The sequence below is a fragment of the Helicobacter bilis genome (assembly GCF_900198365.1).
In the GTDB taxonomy this organism is placed as follows: domain Bacteria; phylum Campylobacterota; class Campylobacteria; order Campylobacterales; family Helicobacteraceae; genus Helicobacter_A; species Helicobacter_A bilis_B.
In genome coordinates, this window is record NZ_FZMS01000001.1 from 18330 (window position 1) to 33115 (window position 14786).

General features: G+C 37.6%; 11 protein-coding genes and 4 tRNA genes. All 15 read left to right on the forward strand.

Annotation, left to right across the window (positions count from 1 at the left end; genetic code table 11):
* Nucleotides 1–72 precede the first annotated feature (72 nt).
* The 15 genes from C6H08_RS00160 to rpsG all read left to right on the forward strand — a co-directional run bounded on the left by C6H08_RS00160 (nucleotide 73) and on the right by rpsG (nucleotide 14775).
* Nucleotides 73–157 (forward strand) — tRNA-Tyr (locus C6H08_RS00160).
* A 13-nt stretch (nucleotides 158–170) separates the two neighbouring features.
* Nucleotides 171–247, forward strand: a tRNA-Gly gene (locus C6H08_RS00165).
* A gap of 142 nt (nucleotides 248–389) precedes the next feature.
* Nucleotides 390–464, forward strand: a tRNA-Thr gene (locus C6H08_RS00170).
* Nucleotides 465–527: 63 nt separating this feature from the next.
* A complete protein-coding gene (gene tuf, locus C6H08_RS00175) occupies nucleotides 528–1727 on the forward strand; it encodes an elongation factor Tu (RefSeq protein WP_004086477.1) in 1200 nt (399 codons plus the stop codon).
* 8 nt (nucleotides 1728–1735) lie between these two features.
* Nucleotides 1736–1909: a 50S ribosomal protein L33 gene (gene rpmG / locus C6H08_RS00180; RefSeq protein ID WP_004086479.1), complete on the forward strand. Its 174-nt coding sequence runs from the start codon at nucleotides 1736–1738 to the stop codon at nucleotides 1907–1909.
* An 80-nt stretch (nucleotides 1910–1989) separates the two neighbouring features.
* Nucleotides 1990–2066, forward strand: a tRNA-Trp gene (locus C6H08_RS00185).
* Nucleotides 2067–2091: 25 nt separating this feature from the next.
* Entirely contained in the window at nucleotides 2092–2274 is a 183-nt protein-coding gene (gene secE, locus C6H08_RS00190; protein WP_027338298.1) for a preprotein translocase subunit SecE, read from the forward strand.
* Between the two features lie 28 nt (nucleotides 2275–2302).
* Nucleotides 2303–2833: a transcription termination/antitermination protein NusG gene (gene nusG, locus C6H08_RS00195; RefSeq protein ID WP_034565311.1), complete on the forward strand. Its 531-nt coding sequence runs from the start codon at nucleotides 2303–2305 to the stop codon at nucleotides 2831–2833.
* A 23-nt stretch (nucleotides 2834–2856) separates the two neighbouring features.
* Nucleotides 2857–3282: a 50S ribosomal protein L11 gene (rplK, locus tag C6H08_RS00200; RefSeq protein WP_034565315.1), complete on the forward strand. Its 426-nt coding sequence runs from the start codon at nucleotides 2857–2859 to the stop codon at nucleotides 3280–3282.
* A 16-nt stretch (nucleotides 3283–3298) separates the two neighbouring features.
* Complete coding sequence (gene rplA / locus C6H08_RS00205) at nucleotides 3299–4003, forward strand: 50S ribosomal protein L1 (RefSeq protein ID WP_034565318.1); 705 nt, start codon at nucleotides 3299–3301, stop codon at nucleotides 4001–4003.
* Nucleotides 4004–4118: 115 nt separating this feature from the next.
* A complete protein-coding gene (gene rplJ / locus C6H08_RS00210) occupies nucleotides 4119–4607 on the forward strand; it encodes a 50S ribosomal protein L10 (RefSeq protein ID WP_034565320.1) in 489 nt (162 codons plus the stop codon).
* Between the two features lies 1 nt (nucleotide 4608).
* The gene (gene rplL / locus C6H08_RS00215; RefSeq protein WP_034580141.1) at nucleotides 4609–4986 is read left to right on the forward strand and encodes a 50S ribosomal protein L7/L12; all 378 of its coding nucleotides are present in this window, start codon (nucleotides 4609–4611) and stop codon (nucleotides 4984–4986) included.
* Between the two features lie 193 nt (nucleotides 4987–5179).
* Nucleotides 5180–13831, forward strand: coding sequence for a DNA-directed RNA polymerase subunit beta/beta' (locus C6H08_RS00220; protein ID WP_034580140.1), 8652 nt, complete (start codon nucleotides 5180–5182; stop codon nucleotides 13829–13831).
* A 68-nt stretch (nucleotides 13832–13899) separates the two neighbouring features.
* Nucleotides 13900–14283 carry a 30S ribosomal protein S12 gene (gene rpsL, locus C6H08_RS00225; RefSeq protein ID WP_034580139.1) on the forward strand — a complete coding sequence of 128 codons (384 nt, stop codon included), beginning with the start codon at nucleotides 13900–13902 and terminating at the stop codon, nucleotides 14281–14283.
* A 24-nt stretch (nucleotides 14284–14307) separates the two neighbouring features.
* Nucleotides 14308–14775 carry a 30S ribosomal protein S7 gene (gene rpsG, locus C6H08_RS00230; RefSeq protein WP_004086489.1) on the forward strand — a complete coding sequence of 156 codons (468 nt, stop codon included), beginning with the start codon at nucleotides 14308–14310 and terminating at the stop codon, nucleotides 14773–14775.
* Nucleotides 14776–14786: the final 11 nt, after the last annotated feature.

Consider the following 14786-nt stretch of genomic DNA (forward strand, 5'->3'; position numbering starts at 1 on the left):
CTAATATTTTTAAGTTTAGTTATTTTGACTTTAAATAAAACATCAGTGTTTGACCAGTTTTTTAGCATTTGTGGTGAGTTACTCAAGTGGCCAACGAGGGCAGACTGTAAATCTGCTGACTATGTCTTCCGTGGTTCGAATCCACGACTCACCACCATTGTTTTTTGTTTGCGGGAATAGCTCAGTTGGCTAGAGCATCAGCCTTCCAAGCTGAGGGTCGCGGGTTCGAGCCCCGTTTCCCGCTCCATTTGTGTGAATAGATTATTTCGATTTATTAACGACTGGGAGCTGAAAACTTAGTTATTTTAGGATTTTTTCTAAACGCTTTTGTTTCCTGCTAGTTCTCGTTTTAAATCTAGTTATGTAATTATTTATAGTTTTTTATTTTTGCCCATATAGCTCAGTGGCAGAGCACTTCCTTGGTAAGGAAGAGGTCGGCGGTTCAATCCCGCTTATGGGCTCCAGTTTTTCGTTGGTTTTGAATTTTTATTCAATAGTCGTGTTTAATTTTATTTTAGGAGATAGCTATGGCTAAAGAGAAATTTAACAGAAGTAAGCCGCATGTGAATGTGGGAACTATTGGGCATGTCGATCATGGTAAAACAACTTTGAGTGCTGCAATCTCTGCTGTATTGGCAACTAAGGGTCTTGCAGAGCTTAAAGATTATGACAATATTGACAACGCACCAGAAGAGAAGGAAAGAGGTATTACAATCGCTACTTCTCATATTGAGTATGAGACAGAAAACAGACACTATGCGCATGTGGATTGCCCCGGACACGCGGACTATGTAAAAAACATGATTACAGGTGCTGCACAAATGGATGGTGCGATTTTGGTTGTATCTGCATCTGATGGTCCTATGCCACAGACAAGAGAGCATATTCTACTTTCAAGACAAGTAGGTGTTCCATATATTGTTGTATTTTTGAATAAACAAGATATGCTTGATGACCCTGAATTGCTTGAGTTAGTAGAAATGGAAGTAAGGGATTTATTAAATGAGTATGAATTCCCGGGTGATGATACACCTATTGTTGGTGGGTCTGCACTAAAAGCACTTGAAGAGGCAAAAGCTGGAACAGTTGGTGAATGGGGACAAAAGATTCTAGATCTTATGGCTGCTGTTGATAGCTACATTCCTACACCAAAAAGAGATGTTGATAAAACTTTCCTTATGCCTGTTGAAGATGTGTTCTCTATCGCTGGTCGTGGAACGGTTGTTACAGGTAGAATTGAAAGAGGTGTTGTAAAAGTAGGTGATGAAGTTGAAATCGTGGGAATCCGTGATACACAGAAAACTACTGTTACAGGTGTTGAAATGTTCCGTAAAGAAATGGATCAAGGTGAGGCTGGCGATAATGTCGGTGTGCTTTTGCGTGGAACTAAGAAAGAGGAAGTAGAAAGAGGTATGGTGCTTTGTAAGCCCGGCTCAATCACTCCACATAAAAAGTTTGAAGCTGAAATCTATGTTCTTACAAAAGATGAAGGCGGAAGACATACACCATTCCATAACAACTATCGTCCGCAATTCTATGTGCGAACAACAGATGTTACAGGTGCAATCATTTTACCAGAAGGCACTGAACTTGTAATGCCGGGTGATAATGTTAAAATCACTGTTGAATTATTGAATCCTATTGCATTAGAGCTTGGGACAAGATTTGCTATCCGCGAGGGTGGTAGAACAGTTGGTGCTGGTGCTGTAACAAAAATCATTGAATAGGAAAAGTTATGGCAAAGGGTAATTTGGTTAAAGTTGGATTGAAGTGTTCTGAGTGTGGTGATATTAATTATAGCACTACAAAGAATGCAAAAACAAATACAGAAAAACTGGAGCTTAAAAAGTTCTGCCCAAGATTAAATAAACATACAATACATAAAGAAGTAAAGCTTAAAACAAGCTGATTTTATTCTACAAAATGTATGTTGTGTCTCACATTCTGTGAGGCATAGGGATCGTTTGGATTTCTAGTATTTGTTTGGGAAGGTCAGTAGCTCCAATGGTTAGAGCATCGGTCTCCAAAACCGAGTGTTGAGGGTTCGAGTCCTTCCTGGCCTGCCATTATAGATTTGGTATCAAGGTTTTTATAGTGAAGATAAAAAAATATTATAAAGAATCTAAAGATGAGTTGGGAAAAGTTATCTTTCCAACAAAAGAGCAAGTGCGGACCGCATTTGTTTCTGTGATTATTGTTGTTTCTGTAATTGCCTTGTTTCTGGCAGTTATCGATGTCTTTTTCCATTATACGATTTCGCGTATAGTATCTTAGGAATTGTTGGTAAATTAAGGAATAGCTAATGGAATTTCAATGGTATGCAATACAAACATATTCGGGAAGTGAGCAATCTGTAAAGAAAGCTATAGAGAATCTTATTGAGCAGAATAATGCTTCCCATCGTTTGAAAAACATAGTTGTTCCTACTGAAGATGTTTTTGAAATCAAAGATAAGAAGAAAAAGACGGTGCAAAGAAGTATCTATCCGGGATATGTGTTTGTATATGTTAACCTAGATACGGAGCTTTGGCATATGATTCAGTCATTACCAAGAGTTGGTAGATTCATTGGAGAGAGCAAAAAGCCCACGCCTTTAAGTGAAGCAGATATTCAAAATATTTTAGATAAGATTGAGAATAGACCTGCACCTCGCCCTAAAGTTTCATTTGCTACCGGCGAGTCTGTCTTAATCACAGATGGACCTTTTGCTAACTTCACTGGTGTCGTTGAGAGTTATGATATAAAAACTAAGAAATTAAAACTTAATGTTTCTATTTTTGGTCGTAATACTCTCACAGAGATTAATGATGTGCAAGTTGAAAAAATTCTTTAACATTTTTTAAATAAGGATAGACAATGGCAAAAAAGATTGTTGGCGAATTAAAATTGCAGATTCCAGCTGGCAAAGCAAATCCATCTCCTCCAGTGGGTCCAGCTCTTGGACAAAGGGGTGTTAATATTATGGAATTTTGTAAAGCTTTTAATGAGAAAACAAAGGATATGGGTAATTTTAATATCCCCGTTATCATCACTGTGTATCAAGATAAAAGCTTTACATTTGTTACTAAAAAGCCACCTGTAACAGATTTGATTAAGAATGTTGCTCAATTGACAAAGGGTTCTGATAATCCTTTGAAAAATAAAATTGGTAGGATTACACAATCTCAACTTGAAGAGATTGCAAAAACAAAAATGGAAGATTTAAATACGACTGACATTGAAGAGGCAAAAAAGATAGTTGCGGGTAGTGCTAGAAGCATGGGCGTTGAAATAGTAGATTAATTTTTGGAGAATCATAATGAAGAAAAAAATGTCAAAAAGATTACAAGCTTTATCTCAAAAAATTGATTGTGATAAAACTTACGATATGGAATCTGCGATAAATGCGGTAAAATCCCTTGCTTCTGCAAAATTCGACGAAACTGTGGAGGTTGCATTGCGACTTGGTGTTGATCCGCGTCATGCCGATCAAATGATCCGCGGTGCAGTTGTATTGCCGCATGGCACGGGCAAAAAGGTAAGAGTTGCAGTGTTTGCAAAGGATTTAAAAGCTGATGAGGCACGAAAAGCTGGTGCTGATGTGGTTGGCGATGAAGATTTAGCAGAACAGATTAAGGGCGGGAATATAGATTTTGATATGGTGATTGCCACACCTGATATGATGCCACTTGTTGGTAAAGTTGGTAGAATATTGGGACCAAAAGGTATCATGCCAAATCCAAAGACAGGCACGGTTACTGCTGATATAGCAAAAGCTGTTGCAAATGCAAAAAGCGGACAAGTAAATTTCCGTGTTGATAAAAAAGGAAATATTCATAGCCCTATTGGTAAGGCAAGTTTTGATAATAATAAATTGCTTGATAATTTAGTTGAGTTTGTAAAAACTATCAATAGATTAAAGCCAAGCACTGCGAAAGGCAAATATATTAAGTCAAGTAACCTTTCTTTGACGATGAGTCCATCAGTTAAAGTAGATTCACAAGAACTTATGGATGTAAAATAGCAGGGAAGTAAAATAAAGATTCTAGAATCTTTTATCTTTATCTTGGGCTAGAGACTACTGGGGCGTGAAGCTTAAAAATTACCCCGTATAAGTTTGAAGGCTGAAAGGAGGAAGCATGACAAGAGAAGAGAAAGCACAGCTTGTAGCAAGTTTAAGCGAAAGCTTTAAAAATGCTAGTGCAATGATTATTTGTGATTATAAGGGATTGCAAGTAAAGCAATTAGAGTCTTTACGCAGAAGCTCTAAAGATTCTGATATTTGTGTGCAGGTTATTAAAAATAAACTTGCAAATATTGCATTGAAACAAGCAGGTTATAAAGAAGCTGAACTCAAAGATACAAATATTTATATTTGGTCTAACGATCAGATTTCTTTATCAAAAGTTGTATGTAAATTTCAAGAAGCAAATAGCGAAAAATTTAGCGTTAAATTTGGCTATTTTGATGGCGAGATTGTAGATTCTAAGCATATCACTGCAGTATCTAAACTACCAAGCAAAGACGAATTGATTGGTATGTTGTTGTCTATATGGACAGCACCTGCAAGGTATTTTGCGACAGGATTAGACAATTTAAGAAAACAAAAAGAAGAGCAAGGAGCTTAATATGGCAATTTCAAAAGAAGATGTATTAGAATATATCGGTAATTTATCGGTTTTAGAGTTATCAGAGTTAGTAAAAGCGTTTGAAGAAAAATTTGGTGTAAGTGCTGCTCCAACGGTTGTAGCTGGTGCAGTTGCTGGTGGCGGTGCTGGGGCTGCAGCTGAAGAAAAAATAGAATTTGATGTTGTGCTTGTTGATGCAGGCGCAAACAAAATCAATGTTATTAAGGCTGTTAGAGAAATCACTGGTCTTGGCTTAAAAGAAGCTAAAGAAGCAACAGAGAAAACACCAAATACACTTAAAGAAGGCGTAAGCAAAGAAGACGCTGAAAACTTTAAGAAAAAACTTGAAGAAGCAGGTGCAAAAGTAGAAGTAAAATAACTTTTACCTAACTATTGTAAGCTTTTTAAGCCTATCTTTGTGGCGGAGATTCTATCCGCCTTTGGATAGGCTTTTTTGCATTTTTATAATTTTATAAATATTCTCTCTATTGTATCATATCTCTGCGTATGGTGTATGGTAGGCTAGAGAGAGTATTTGGCTCTTAAAAAACTTTGAGATAAAGAGGGTTAATATGGGCAAACGACGACTAACAAACACGAGATTAAGAGTTGATTTTTCAAAAAGCCAAGAAGAGCTTGATGTTCCTAACTTATTAATGCTGCAAAAGGATAGCTATGATTCTTTTTTGTATTCAAATGATAGTAGAGAAAGTGGGATTGAGCGTGTATTAAAGTCTATTTTTCCTATTCAGGATAGTGCTGGTCGTGTTACTTTGGAATATGCTGGTTGTGAGTTTGGTAAGCAAAAATATACTATTGCTGAAACAATGGTAAGAGGCTTAACATATTCTATTCCATTGAAAATTAAGATTCGCCTTGTATTGTGGGATAAAGATGACAAGGGTGAGCAAGTAGGCGTTAAGGATATTAAAGAGCAAACTATTTATGTGCGTGAGATTCCATTAATGACTGATAGGGTGTCTTTCATTATTAATGGGGTTGAGCGAGTTGTGGTAAATCAGCTTCATAGAAGTCCGGGCGTTATCTTTAAGGAAGATGAGTCAAACACTTCAGCAAATAAGCTTATCTATACTGGACAAATTATTCCAAATATGGGCGCTTGGCTATATTTTGAATATGATGCAAAAGACGTTATGTATGTAAGAATCAATAAGCGAAGAAAAATGCCTGTTACTATCCTTTTTAGAGCATTAGGTTATAGTAAGCAGCAAATTATTCAAATGCTTTATCCTGTGCTTGATGTGTCTGTGAAAAAGGATAAATTCTATATTCCATTTAATCCAAATGATATTGAGGGAAGTCTTGAGTATGATTTGATAAATGAAAAAGGGCAGGTTGTTTTACCTGCGGGAAAAAGATTCAATAAAAAGCGTATAAGAGATTTAAATGAGCAAAATATTAGCTATGATAAAGTGGAGTTTTCCACAACAAATCTTTTAAATACTTATCTTGCAGAACCAGTCATTGATAGCAAAAGCGGAGAAGTAATACTTGATACACTCTCACCTTTAAACGAAGCGAATATAAAGAAATTAAATGACAATAAGATAACAAAATTTAAGATTATCCATGACACAGCACCGGGCTATGATAACTCTATCATTAACTCATTCCTTGCAGATATGGAAAGCTTGAAAAACATTCGCCAAACGGAAAAAATTGATGATGAATGTGATTTAGCGGCTATTAGAATCTATAAGGTTATGCGTCCAGCAGAGCCTGTAACAAGAGAAGTGGCACATAAATTTATCGAGCAGTTATTCTTTGATCCTTCGCGTTATGATTTAACAGGCGTTGGTCGTATGAAAATGAATCATAAGCTAAATCTTAAAGTGCCAGATTATGTAAGTGTGCTAACTTATGAAGATATTATTGAAACGGTTAAATATCTTATGCAAGTTCGCAATGGTAAGGGCAGGATTGATGATAGGGATCACTTAGGAAATAGAAGAATTAGGGCTATTGGCGAGTTGCTTGCAAATGAGCTTCATTCAGGGCTTGTTAAAATGCAAAAATCAATCAAAGATAAGCTTACACAACAAACTTCTTTTGAAAATGTAATGCCACATGATTTGATTAGCTCTAAAATGATTACAAGCACGATTATGGAGTTTTTTGCGATTGGGCAATTATCGCAGTTCATGGATCAAACAAATCCGCTGTCAGAGATTACGCATAAAAGGCGACTTTCAGCATTAGGCGAGGGCGGTTTGGTAAAAGAGCGTGTAGGCTTTGAAGCAAGAGATGTGCATCCAACGCATTATGGTAGAATCTGTCCTATTGAAACGCCAGAAGGGCAGAATATCGGGCTTATTAATACTCTATCAACTTTTACAAAAGTAAATGATTTAGGCTTTATTGAAGCCCCTTATAAAAAAGTAGTCGATGGAAAAACGACAAATGAAGTAGTCTATCTTACTGCAACACAAGAAGATGGCAAGGTTATAGCCCCTGCAAGCACAAAGCTAGATTCTACAAATAAGATTGTAGAGGGCTTGATTGAAACTCGTTGCGGTGGTGAGATTTCATTGCGTAAAACAGAAGATGTTGAGCTTATAGATTTAAGTGCTAGAATGCTTGTTGGTGTTGCGGCTTCACTCATTCCATTCTTAGAGCATGATGATGCTAACCGCGCACTTATGGGATCTAACATGCAGCGACAAGCTGTGCCGCTATTAAAGCCAGATGCACCTATTGTTGGGACAGGTATTGAAAGCGTTATTGCACGAGATTCTTGGGCGGCTATTAAGGCAAGACAAGGTGGTGTTGTAGAAAAAGTAGATGGTAAAAATATCTATATACTTGGTGAAAATGAAAATGGTGCTTATATCGATAGCTATTCAATGCAAAAAAATATGAGAACTAATCAAAATACAAGCTTTACACAACGACCGATTGTAAAAGTAGGCGATAAGATTAAAGCTGGACAGATTATCGCAGATGGTGCGAGTATGGATAGCGGCGAACTTGCATTAGGGAAAAACATTCGCGTTGCTTTCATGCCTTGGTATGGTTATAACTTTGAAGATGCGATTGTTGTAAGTGAGAATATCATTAAAGATGATGCTTTTACTTCTGTGCATATATATGAAAAAGAGATAGAGGCAAGAGAGCTTAAGCATGGTATTGAAGAGATTACTGCTGATATTCCAAATGTGCGAGAAGATAGTATCGCACACCTTGATGAAAGTGGTATTGTAAAGATTGGGACTTATGTAACAGGCGGTATGATTCTAGTTGGTAAGGTAACACCAAAGGGAGATGTGAAGCCAACGCCAGAAGAGCGATTATTGCGTGCGATTTTTGGGGAAAAAGCCGGACATGTTGTAAATAAATCTCTTTATTGTCCACAAAGCATGGAAGGCTATGTTGTAGATGTGAAAATCTTTACAAAAAAAGGCTATGAAAAAGATGCAAGAGCAAGACAGGCTTATGAAGATGAAAAGTCTGATTTAGATATTGAGCATCATGAGCGTTTGACAATGTTAAATAAGGAAGAGATGCTTAGAATCTCTTATGTATTGTCAAAAGAGCCACTAAGTGCAGAAGCAAAGATTAATGATAAAGTCTTTAAGAAGGGCGAGTGTATCCCTAAAAAAGAGTTTGATGATATTAGTCGCTTTGCGTTAAATACGCTTATTAAAAGCTATTCTAAAGAGATTCAGAATCAATACGAACAAATTAAAAATAACTTTTTAGAGCAAAAGCGAGTTTTAGGTGTCGAGCATGAAGAAAAACTTGCGATTTTAGAAAAAGATGATATTTTACCAAATGGCGTTGTAAAGCTTGTAAAAATCTATATTGCAACAAAAAGAAAGCTAAAAGTCGGCGATAAAATGGCGGGGCGACATGGGAATAAAGGTATTGTAAGTAATATTGTCCCAGCAGTTGATATGCCTTATACAAAAGATGGAGAGCCAATTGATATTATCCTTAATCCTTTGGGTGTGCCAAGTCGTATGAATATCGGGCAGATTCTAGAAGTGCATTTGGGATTAATTGGTAAGCGTTTTGGAGAGCAAATAGAAGATGAGTTGAAAAAATCTCAATATGAGTTCAGCACAGAGCTTAAAGCTAAAATGATTGAGATAGCAAAAGCTGTGAATGAAGATGATTCTGTTATTAAGATTCTAGAATCTGCGAGTAAAGATGATTTACTCGCTTATGCGAGAGATTGGAGTAATGGTGTAAAGTTTGCCATTCCAGTATTTGAGGGTATATCGCAAGAAAAATTCAACAAGCTATTTGAAATGGCTCGAATAGATATGGACGGAAAAACTGAGCTTTATGATGGTAAAACTGGTGAGAAAATCAAAGAGAGAGTTAATGTCGGCTATATGTATATGTTGAAGCTTCATCACCTTGTCGATGAAAAAGTGCATGCAAGAAGCACAGGACCTTACTCACTTGTAACACAGCAGCCAGTTGGTGGTAAAGCGCTTTTTGGTGGGCAGCGATTTGGTGAAATGGAAGTATGGGCGCTAGAAGCTTATGGTGCAGCACATACTTTGAAAGAAATGCTTACGATCAAATCTGATGATGTAAATGGTAGAAGAGAGGCGTATGAGGCGATTACAAAAGGTTATCCTATTGGAGATTCTGCAATCCCAGAAACTTTTTATGTTTTAACAAAAGAGTTGCAGTCTTTAGCCCTTGATGTCAATGTATATGGTGAGAATCAAGATGAGCCTTTAACGATCAGTGAAAAAGAGAAAGATAGACCAAAAGATTTTAGCTCTTTTCAAATAGTCTTAGCAAGTCCAGAGAAGATACGCTCATGGAGTAGAGGTGAAGTAAAAAAACCAGAGACAATTAATTACCGCACACTAAAACCAGAGAGAGATGGGCTTTTCTGCACAAAAATCTTTGGACCAGTAAGAGATTATGAATGCCATTGTGGTAAGTATAGAAAAGGGCGTTATAAAGATGTGATATGTGAGAAATGTGGCGTAGAGGTTACAACTGCAAAAGTTCGCCGCTCAAGAATGGGGCATATCGAGCTTGTAACGCCAGTAGCACATATTTGGTATGTAAGCTCTCTTCCTAGTCGTATCGGCACATTGCTTGGTGTGAAGATGAAAGATTTAGAGAGAGTGCTTTACTATGAAGCCTATATTGTTAAAAATGCAGGTGATGCGTATTATGACAATGAGCTGACAAAAAAAGTTATGAAATATGATGTGCTGAATGAAGAGCAGTTTAAAAATCTGAATGGACGATTTGAGCTTGCAGGATTTGAAGCACAAATGGGCGGTGAAGCGGTTAAGGAATTATTAGAAGAGCTAGATTTAGTGAATCTTTTAGAATCTTTAAAAGCAGATATCGCTGCTACTAATTCTGAAGCAAAAAAGAAAACCTATATTAAGCGTCTAAAGGTTGTAGAAAGCTTTTTACAATCAGGGAATAGACCAGAGTGGATGATGCTTAGCGTATTACCGGTGTTGCCACCAGATTTACGACCTTTAGTAGCCCTTGATGGTGGTAAGTTTGCGGTTAGTGATGTGAATGATTTGTATCGCCGCGTTATTAATCGTAACTTGCGATTAAAGAGATTAATGGAGCTTGATGCACCAGAAATTATCGTGCGTAATGAAAAAAGAATGTTGCAAGAAGCAGTAGATGCACTTTTTGATAATGGTAGAAACTCAAATGCAGTAAAAGGTGCAAATAAGCGACCGCTAAAATCTCTATCAGAAATTATTAAAGGAAAGCAAGGAAGATTCCGTCAGAATCTACTTGGAAAAAGGGTGGATTTCTCAGGCAGAAGCGTTATTGTCGTTGGACCAAATTTACGCATGGATCAATGCGGATTGCCTAAAAATATGGCTATTGAGCTATTTAAGCCGCATTTACTTGCAAAGCTTGAAGAAAAAGGACATGCAAAGACTATTAAAACCGCAAAACAGATGATTGACCAAAAAACAAATGAAGTTTGGGAGTGTTTGCAAGAGATTATTGAGGGCTATCCGGTTATGCTAAATCGTGCGCCGACATTGCATAAGCAGTCAATACAAGCATTCCACCCAAAACTTATTGATGGTAAAGCAATCCAGTTGCATCCGCTTGTATGTTCTGCATTTAACGCAGACTTTGATGGGGATCAAATGGCAGTGCATGTTCCATTATCAAAAGAAGCCATTGCAGAATGTAAGATTCTCATGCTAAGTTCAGCAAATATTTTGCTACCAGCAAGTGGTAAGCCAGTCGCTGTGCCAAGTCAAGATATGGTTTTAGGGCTTTATTATCTAAGCCTTGAGAAGCCAGATTCTAAAGGTGAGCATAAGCTTTTCTCAAACTTTAATGAAATTGCAATGGCAATGGAATTTGATGAGCTTGATATACATAGCACCATACGCGTAGTGCATGAGCGGCATGTAATTACAACTACTGCGGGTAGAATGGTATTGCGTTCTATTTTACCAAGCTTTGTATCGCCACATTTATGGAATCGCGTTTTGAAAAAGAAAGATATATCAAATCTTATTGATTGCGTATATAAAGAAAGCGGTATTGGTGGCACAGCAGTATTCCTTGATAATCTAAAAGATTTAGGATTTAAATATGCGACAAAAGCGGGTATTTCTATTGCCGCAGCAGATATTATTATCCCAGATTCTAAAACTAAAATGATTACAGAATCTAAGGAGCGTGTGCGTGAGATTCAGTCTCAAGCAGAACAAGGTGCTTTAACGATACAAGAACGCTACAATAAAATCATCGATGTTTGGACAGAAACAAATGACAAAATGGCAAAAGAGATGATGGAGATTGTAGAGAAAGATAGGGGCGGATTTAACCCTATCTACATGATGGCAGATTCTGGTGCTAGAGGTAGTGCGACACAGATTAGACAGCTATCTGCGATGCGTGGTCTTATGGCAAAGCCTGATGGTAGCATTATTGAAACGCCTATTATCTCAAACTTTAAAGAGGGCTTGAATGTGCTTGAATACTTTACTTCAACACACGGAGCAAGAAAGGGTCTAGCAGATACAGCGCTTAAAACCGCAAATGCTGGTTACCTTACAAGAAAGCTTATTGATGTCAGTCAAAATGTGAAAATCACAATGGAAGATTGTGGCACACATGAGGGAGTAGAGCTTACTGACATTGCAGTTGGTAATGAGATGATTGAGACATTGCAAGAGCGTATTGTAGGTAGGGTAACTGCTGCGGAAGTGCATGATGGAATCTCAAAGGAAGTGCTAGTGCAAGAGGGCAAACTCATCACAGAAGAGATTGCAGAACAGATTAAAAACGCAGGTGTTAGGGCAGTAAATATCCGCACCCCTATCACATGTAAAGCACCGCGTGGTATATGTGCGAAGTGTTATGGATTAAATCTTGGTGAAGGTAAAATGAGTATCACTGGAGATTCTGTTGGTGTTATTGCTGCTCAATCTATCGGTGAGCCCGGAACGCAGCTTACACTGCGAACATTCCATGTCGGTGGGACAGCAAGTAGAAGTCAAGAGGAAAATCAAATTGTCGCAAATAAAGAAGGCTTTATCCGCTACTATAATATTAAAACGCATAAAAATAGAGAGGGTAAAAATATTATCGCAAATAGAAGAAATGCTTCTGTATTGCTTGTTGAGCCAAAGATTAAAGCACCTTTTGATGGTGAATTGCAAGTTGAAACCGCACATGATAGAATCATCTTAGTCCTAAAAGGTGCAAAAGAGCAGAAGACTTATGAGTTAGGTAAGACTGATATTGCAGCCCAAAGGGAATTAGCAGGTGTTATCGGTGAGATTGAGGGTAAAATCTATATCCCGCATGATACAGGCTATAAAGTAAAAGCGGGGGATAGTATCGCAGATGTTATTAAAGATGGTTGGAATGTAGGCAATCGTATCCCTTATGCGAGTGAATTGCATATCCAAGATAATGAGCCGGTTTCACAAGATATATACGCAAATGTTGATGGTGTTGTGAAGTATTATCGCCTTGTATCTGATGAGTTAGAGCGATACCATGAAGTAAGTGTCGGTATGGTTGTGAAAGAAAAAGGCATTTTTGCAGTGATTGCAGATTCTAATGATAGGGAAGCATGCAGACACTATATCGCAAGAGGTTCAAAGATTGAGACTAAAGATAATGCAGAAGTAACAAAAAAGACACGCATCGCAAATAAAAATAATGATAAAGATGCGGTTGTTGCGTCGTGGGATGCTTACAATACACTTGTGATTGCAGAACAAGCTGGAACAATACGCTTTAATGATGTAGTAGCAGGCACAACCGTGATTGAAAAAGAAGATGAAAAAACGCATATCAAATCACTCACAGTGCAGGAGTATATCCCACAAGGCTATAAACCTGCGATTGTAGTGTTAGATTCTAAAGGTAAAGAGACTGCCTATAATCTTGAGCCAAAAAGCGTATTGCTTGTAAGCGATGGAGAAAAAGTTGAGGTTGCTGATGTGTTAGCGAAAGTGCCAAAAGCAACAGCGAAATCAAAAGATATTACGGGTGGTCTGCCTCGTGTTTCTGAATTGTTTGAAGCAAGAAAGCCAAAAGATATTGCAGTATTAGCAGAAATTGATGGACATGTGAGCTTTGGCAGGGCAATACGCGGTAAAGAAAGAGTTGTAATCACAGCTGATGATGGCAGACAGACTGAATATCTCATTGATAAGTCAAAGCAGATTCTAGTGCGTGAGGGTGAATTTGTACATGCAGGTGAAATGCTTAGTGATGGAACGATAAGCAGCCATGATATTTTAAGAATCAATGGTGAAAAAGAGTTGCATAAATATGTTGTAGGTGAAGTTCAGCAAGTGTATCGCCGACAAGGTGTTAGCATTGCTGATAAGCATATCGAGGTTATTTTATCTCAAATGCTTCGCTATTTCAAAGTGCTTGATAGCGGAGATACGAAATTCATTGAAGGAGATCTTGTTAGCCGTAGGCATTTCAAAGAAGAGAATGAAAGAATGCTAAAAATGGGTGGTAATCCTGCTATTGCAGAGCCTGTATTGCTTGGTATTACTCGTGCTGCAATCAGTAGTGATTCTATCATTTCAGCAGCTTCTTTCCAAGAAACTACGAAAGTGCTTACAGAGGCAAGTATCTCTGCGAAAAAGGATTTCTTAGAAGACTTGAAAGAAAATGTTGTTTTGGGTCGTATGATTCCAGTAGGAACGGGCTTATATAAGAATAAAAAAGTGATGATTAGACACAATAAGGATAATTCCTAAGTTTAATCTAAACATTTTTTAAGTATAATAGCCAAAAATTTTGTAAATTTTATTATAAGGATGGATGTGTGCCAACGATTAATCAGTTGATTCGCAAGGAAAGAAAAAAGGTTGTCAAAAAGACAAAGTCGCCAGCGTTAGTAGAGTGTCCTCAAAGAAGAGGTGTTTGCACAAGAGTTTATACTACTACACCAAGGAAGCCAAACTCAGCGATTAGAAAAGTAGCTAAAGTGCGACTTACAAGTAAGTTTGAAGTGATTAGTTATATACCGGGTATTGGTCATAACTTACAAGAGCACTCTATCGTGTTAGTGCGTGGTGGTAGGGTAAAAGACTTACCGGGTGTTAAATATCATATTATTCGTGGTGCGCTTGATACTGCAGGTGTTGCAAAGCGATCTGTTTCACGCAGTAAGTATGGTGCTAAAAAAGCAAAAGATGCTAAAAAATAATTTGAAATAAGGAGCAGTGATTCAATGAGAAGAAGAAAAGCCCCCGTTAGAGAAGTTTTGGGCGATCCAATATATGGCAATAAGGTTGTAACAAAGTTTATCAATAAAATGATGTATGATGGTAAAAGAAGCGTAGCAGAAAAGATTATTTACGCAGCTTTTAATAGAATCGAAGAAAAAAGCGGTGAAAAAGGCATTGAAGTCTTTGAAAAAGCATTAGCAAACATTCGTCCGCTTGTAGAAGTGAGAAGCAGAAGAGTAGGTGGGGCAACCTATCAAGTGCCAGTAGAAGTGCGACCAGAAAGACAACAAAGCCTTTCTATCCGTTGGCTTTTAGAAGCTACAAGAAAACGCAATGAAAGAACAATGATAGAGCGTTTAGCAAATGAGCTTATGGACGCAGCAAGTGATAAAGGTGCGGCATTTAAGAAAAAAGAAGATGTGCATAAAATGGCAGAAGCAAACAAAGCGTTTGCACATTATCGCTGGTAGTTTAAGGATAG

Bases quoted from the DNA above. Each gene is read 5' to 3' on its own strand.
- tuf (WP_004086477.1), top strand. From the start codon at position 528: ATGGCTAAAGAGAAATTTAACAGAAGTAAGCCGCATGTGAATGTGGGA.
- rpmG (WP_004086479.1), top strand. From the start codon at position 1,736: ATGGCAAAGGGTAATTTGGTTAAAGTTGGATTGAAGTGTTCTGAGTGT.
- nusG (WP_034565311.1), top strand. From the start codon at position 2,303: ATGGAATTTCAATGGTATGCAATACAAACATATTCGGGAAGTGAGCAA.
- rplK (WP_034565315.1), top strand. From the start codon at position 2,857: ATGGCAAAAAAGATTGTTGGCGAATTAAAATTGCAGATTCCAGCTGGC.
- rplA (WP_034565318.1), top strand. From the start codon at position 3,299: ATGAAGAAAAAAATGTCAAAAAGATTACAAGCTTTATCTCAAAAAATT.
- rplJ (WP_034565320.1), top strand. From the start codon at position 4,119: ATGACAAGAGAAGAGAAAGCACAGCTTGTAGCAAGTTTAAGCGAAAGC.
- rplL (WP_034580141.1), top strand. From the start codon at position 4,609: ATGGCAATTTCAAAAGAAGATGTATTAGAATATATCGGTAATTTATCG.
- C6H08_RS00220 (WP_034580140.1), top strand. From the start codon at position 5,180: ATGGGCAAACGACGACTAACAAACACGAGATTAAGAGTTGATTTTTCA.
- rpsG (WP_004086489.1), top strand. From the start codon at position 14,308: ATGAGAAGAAGAAAAGCCCCCGTTAGAGAAGTTTTGGGCGATCCAATA.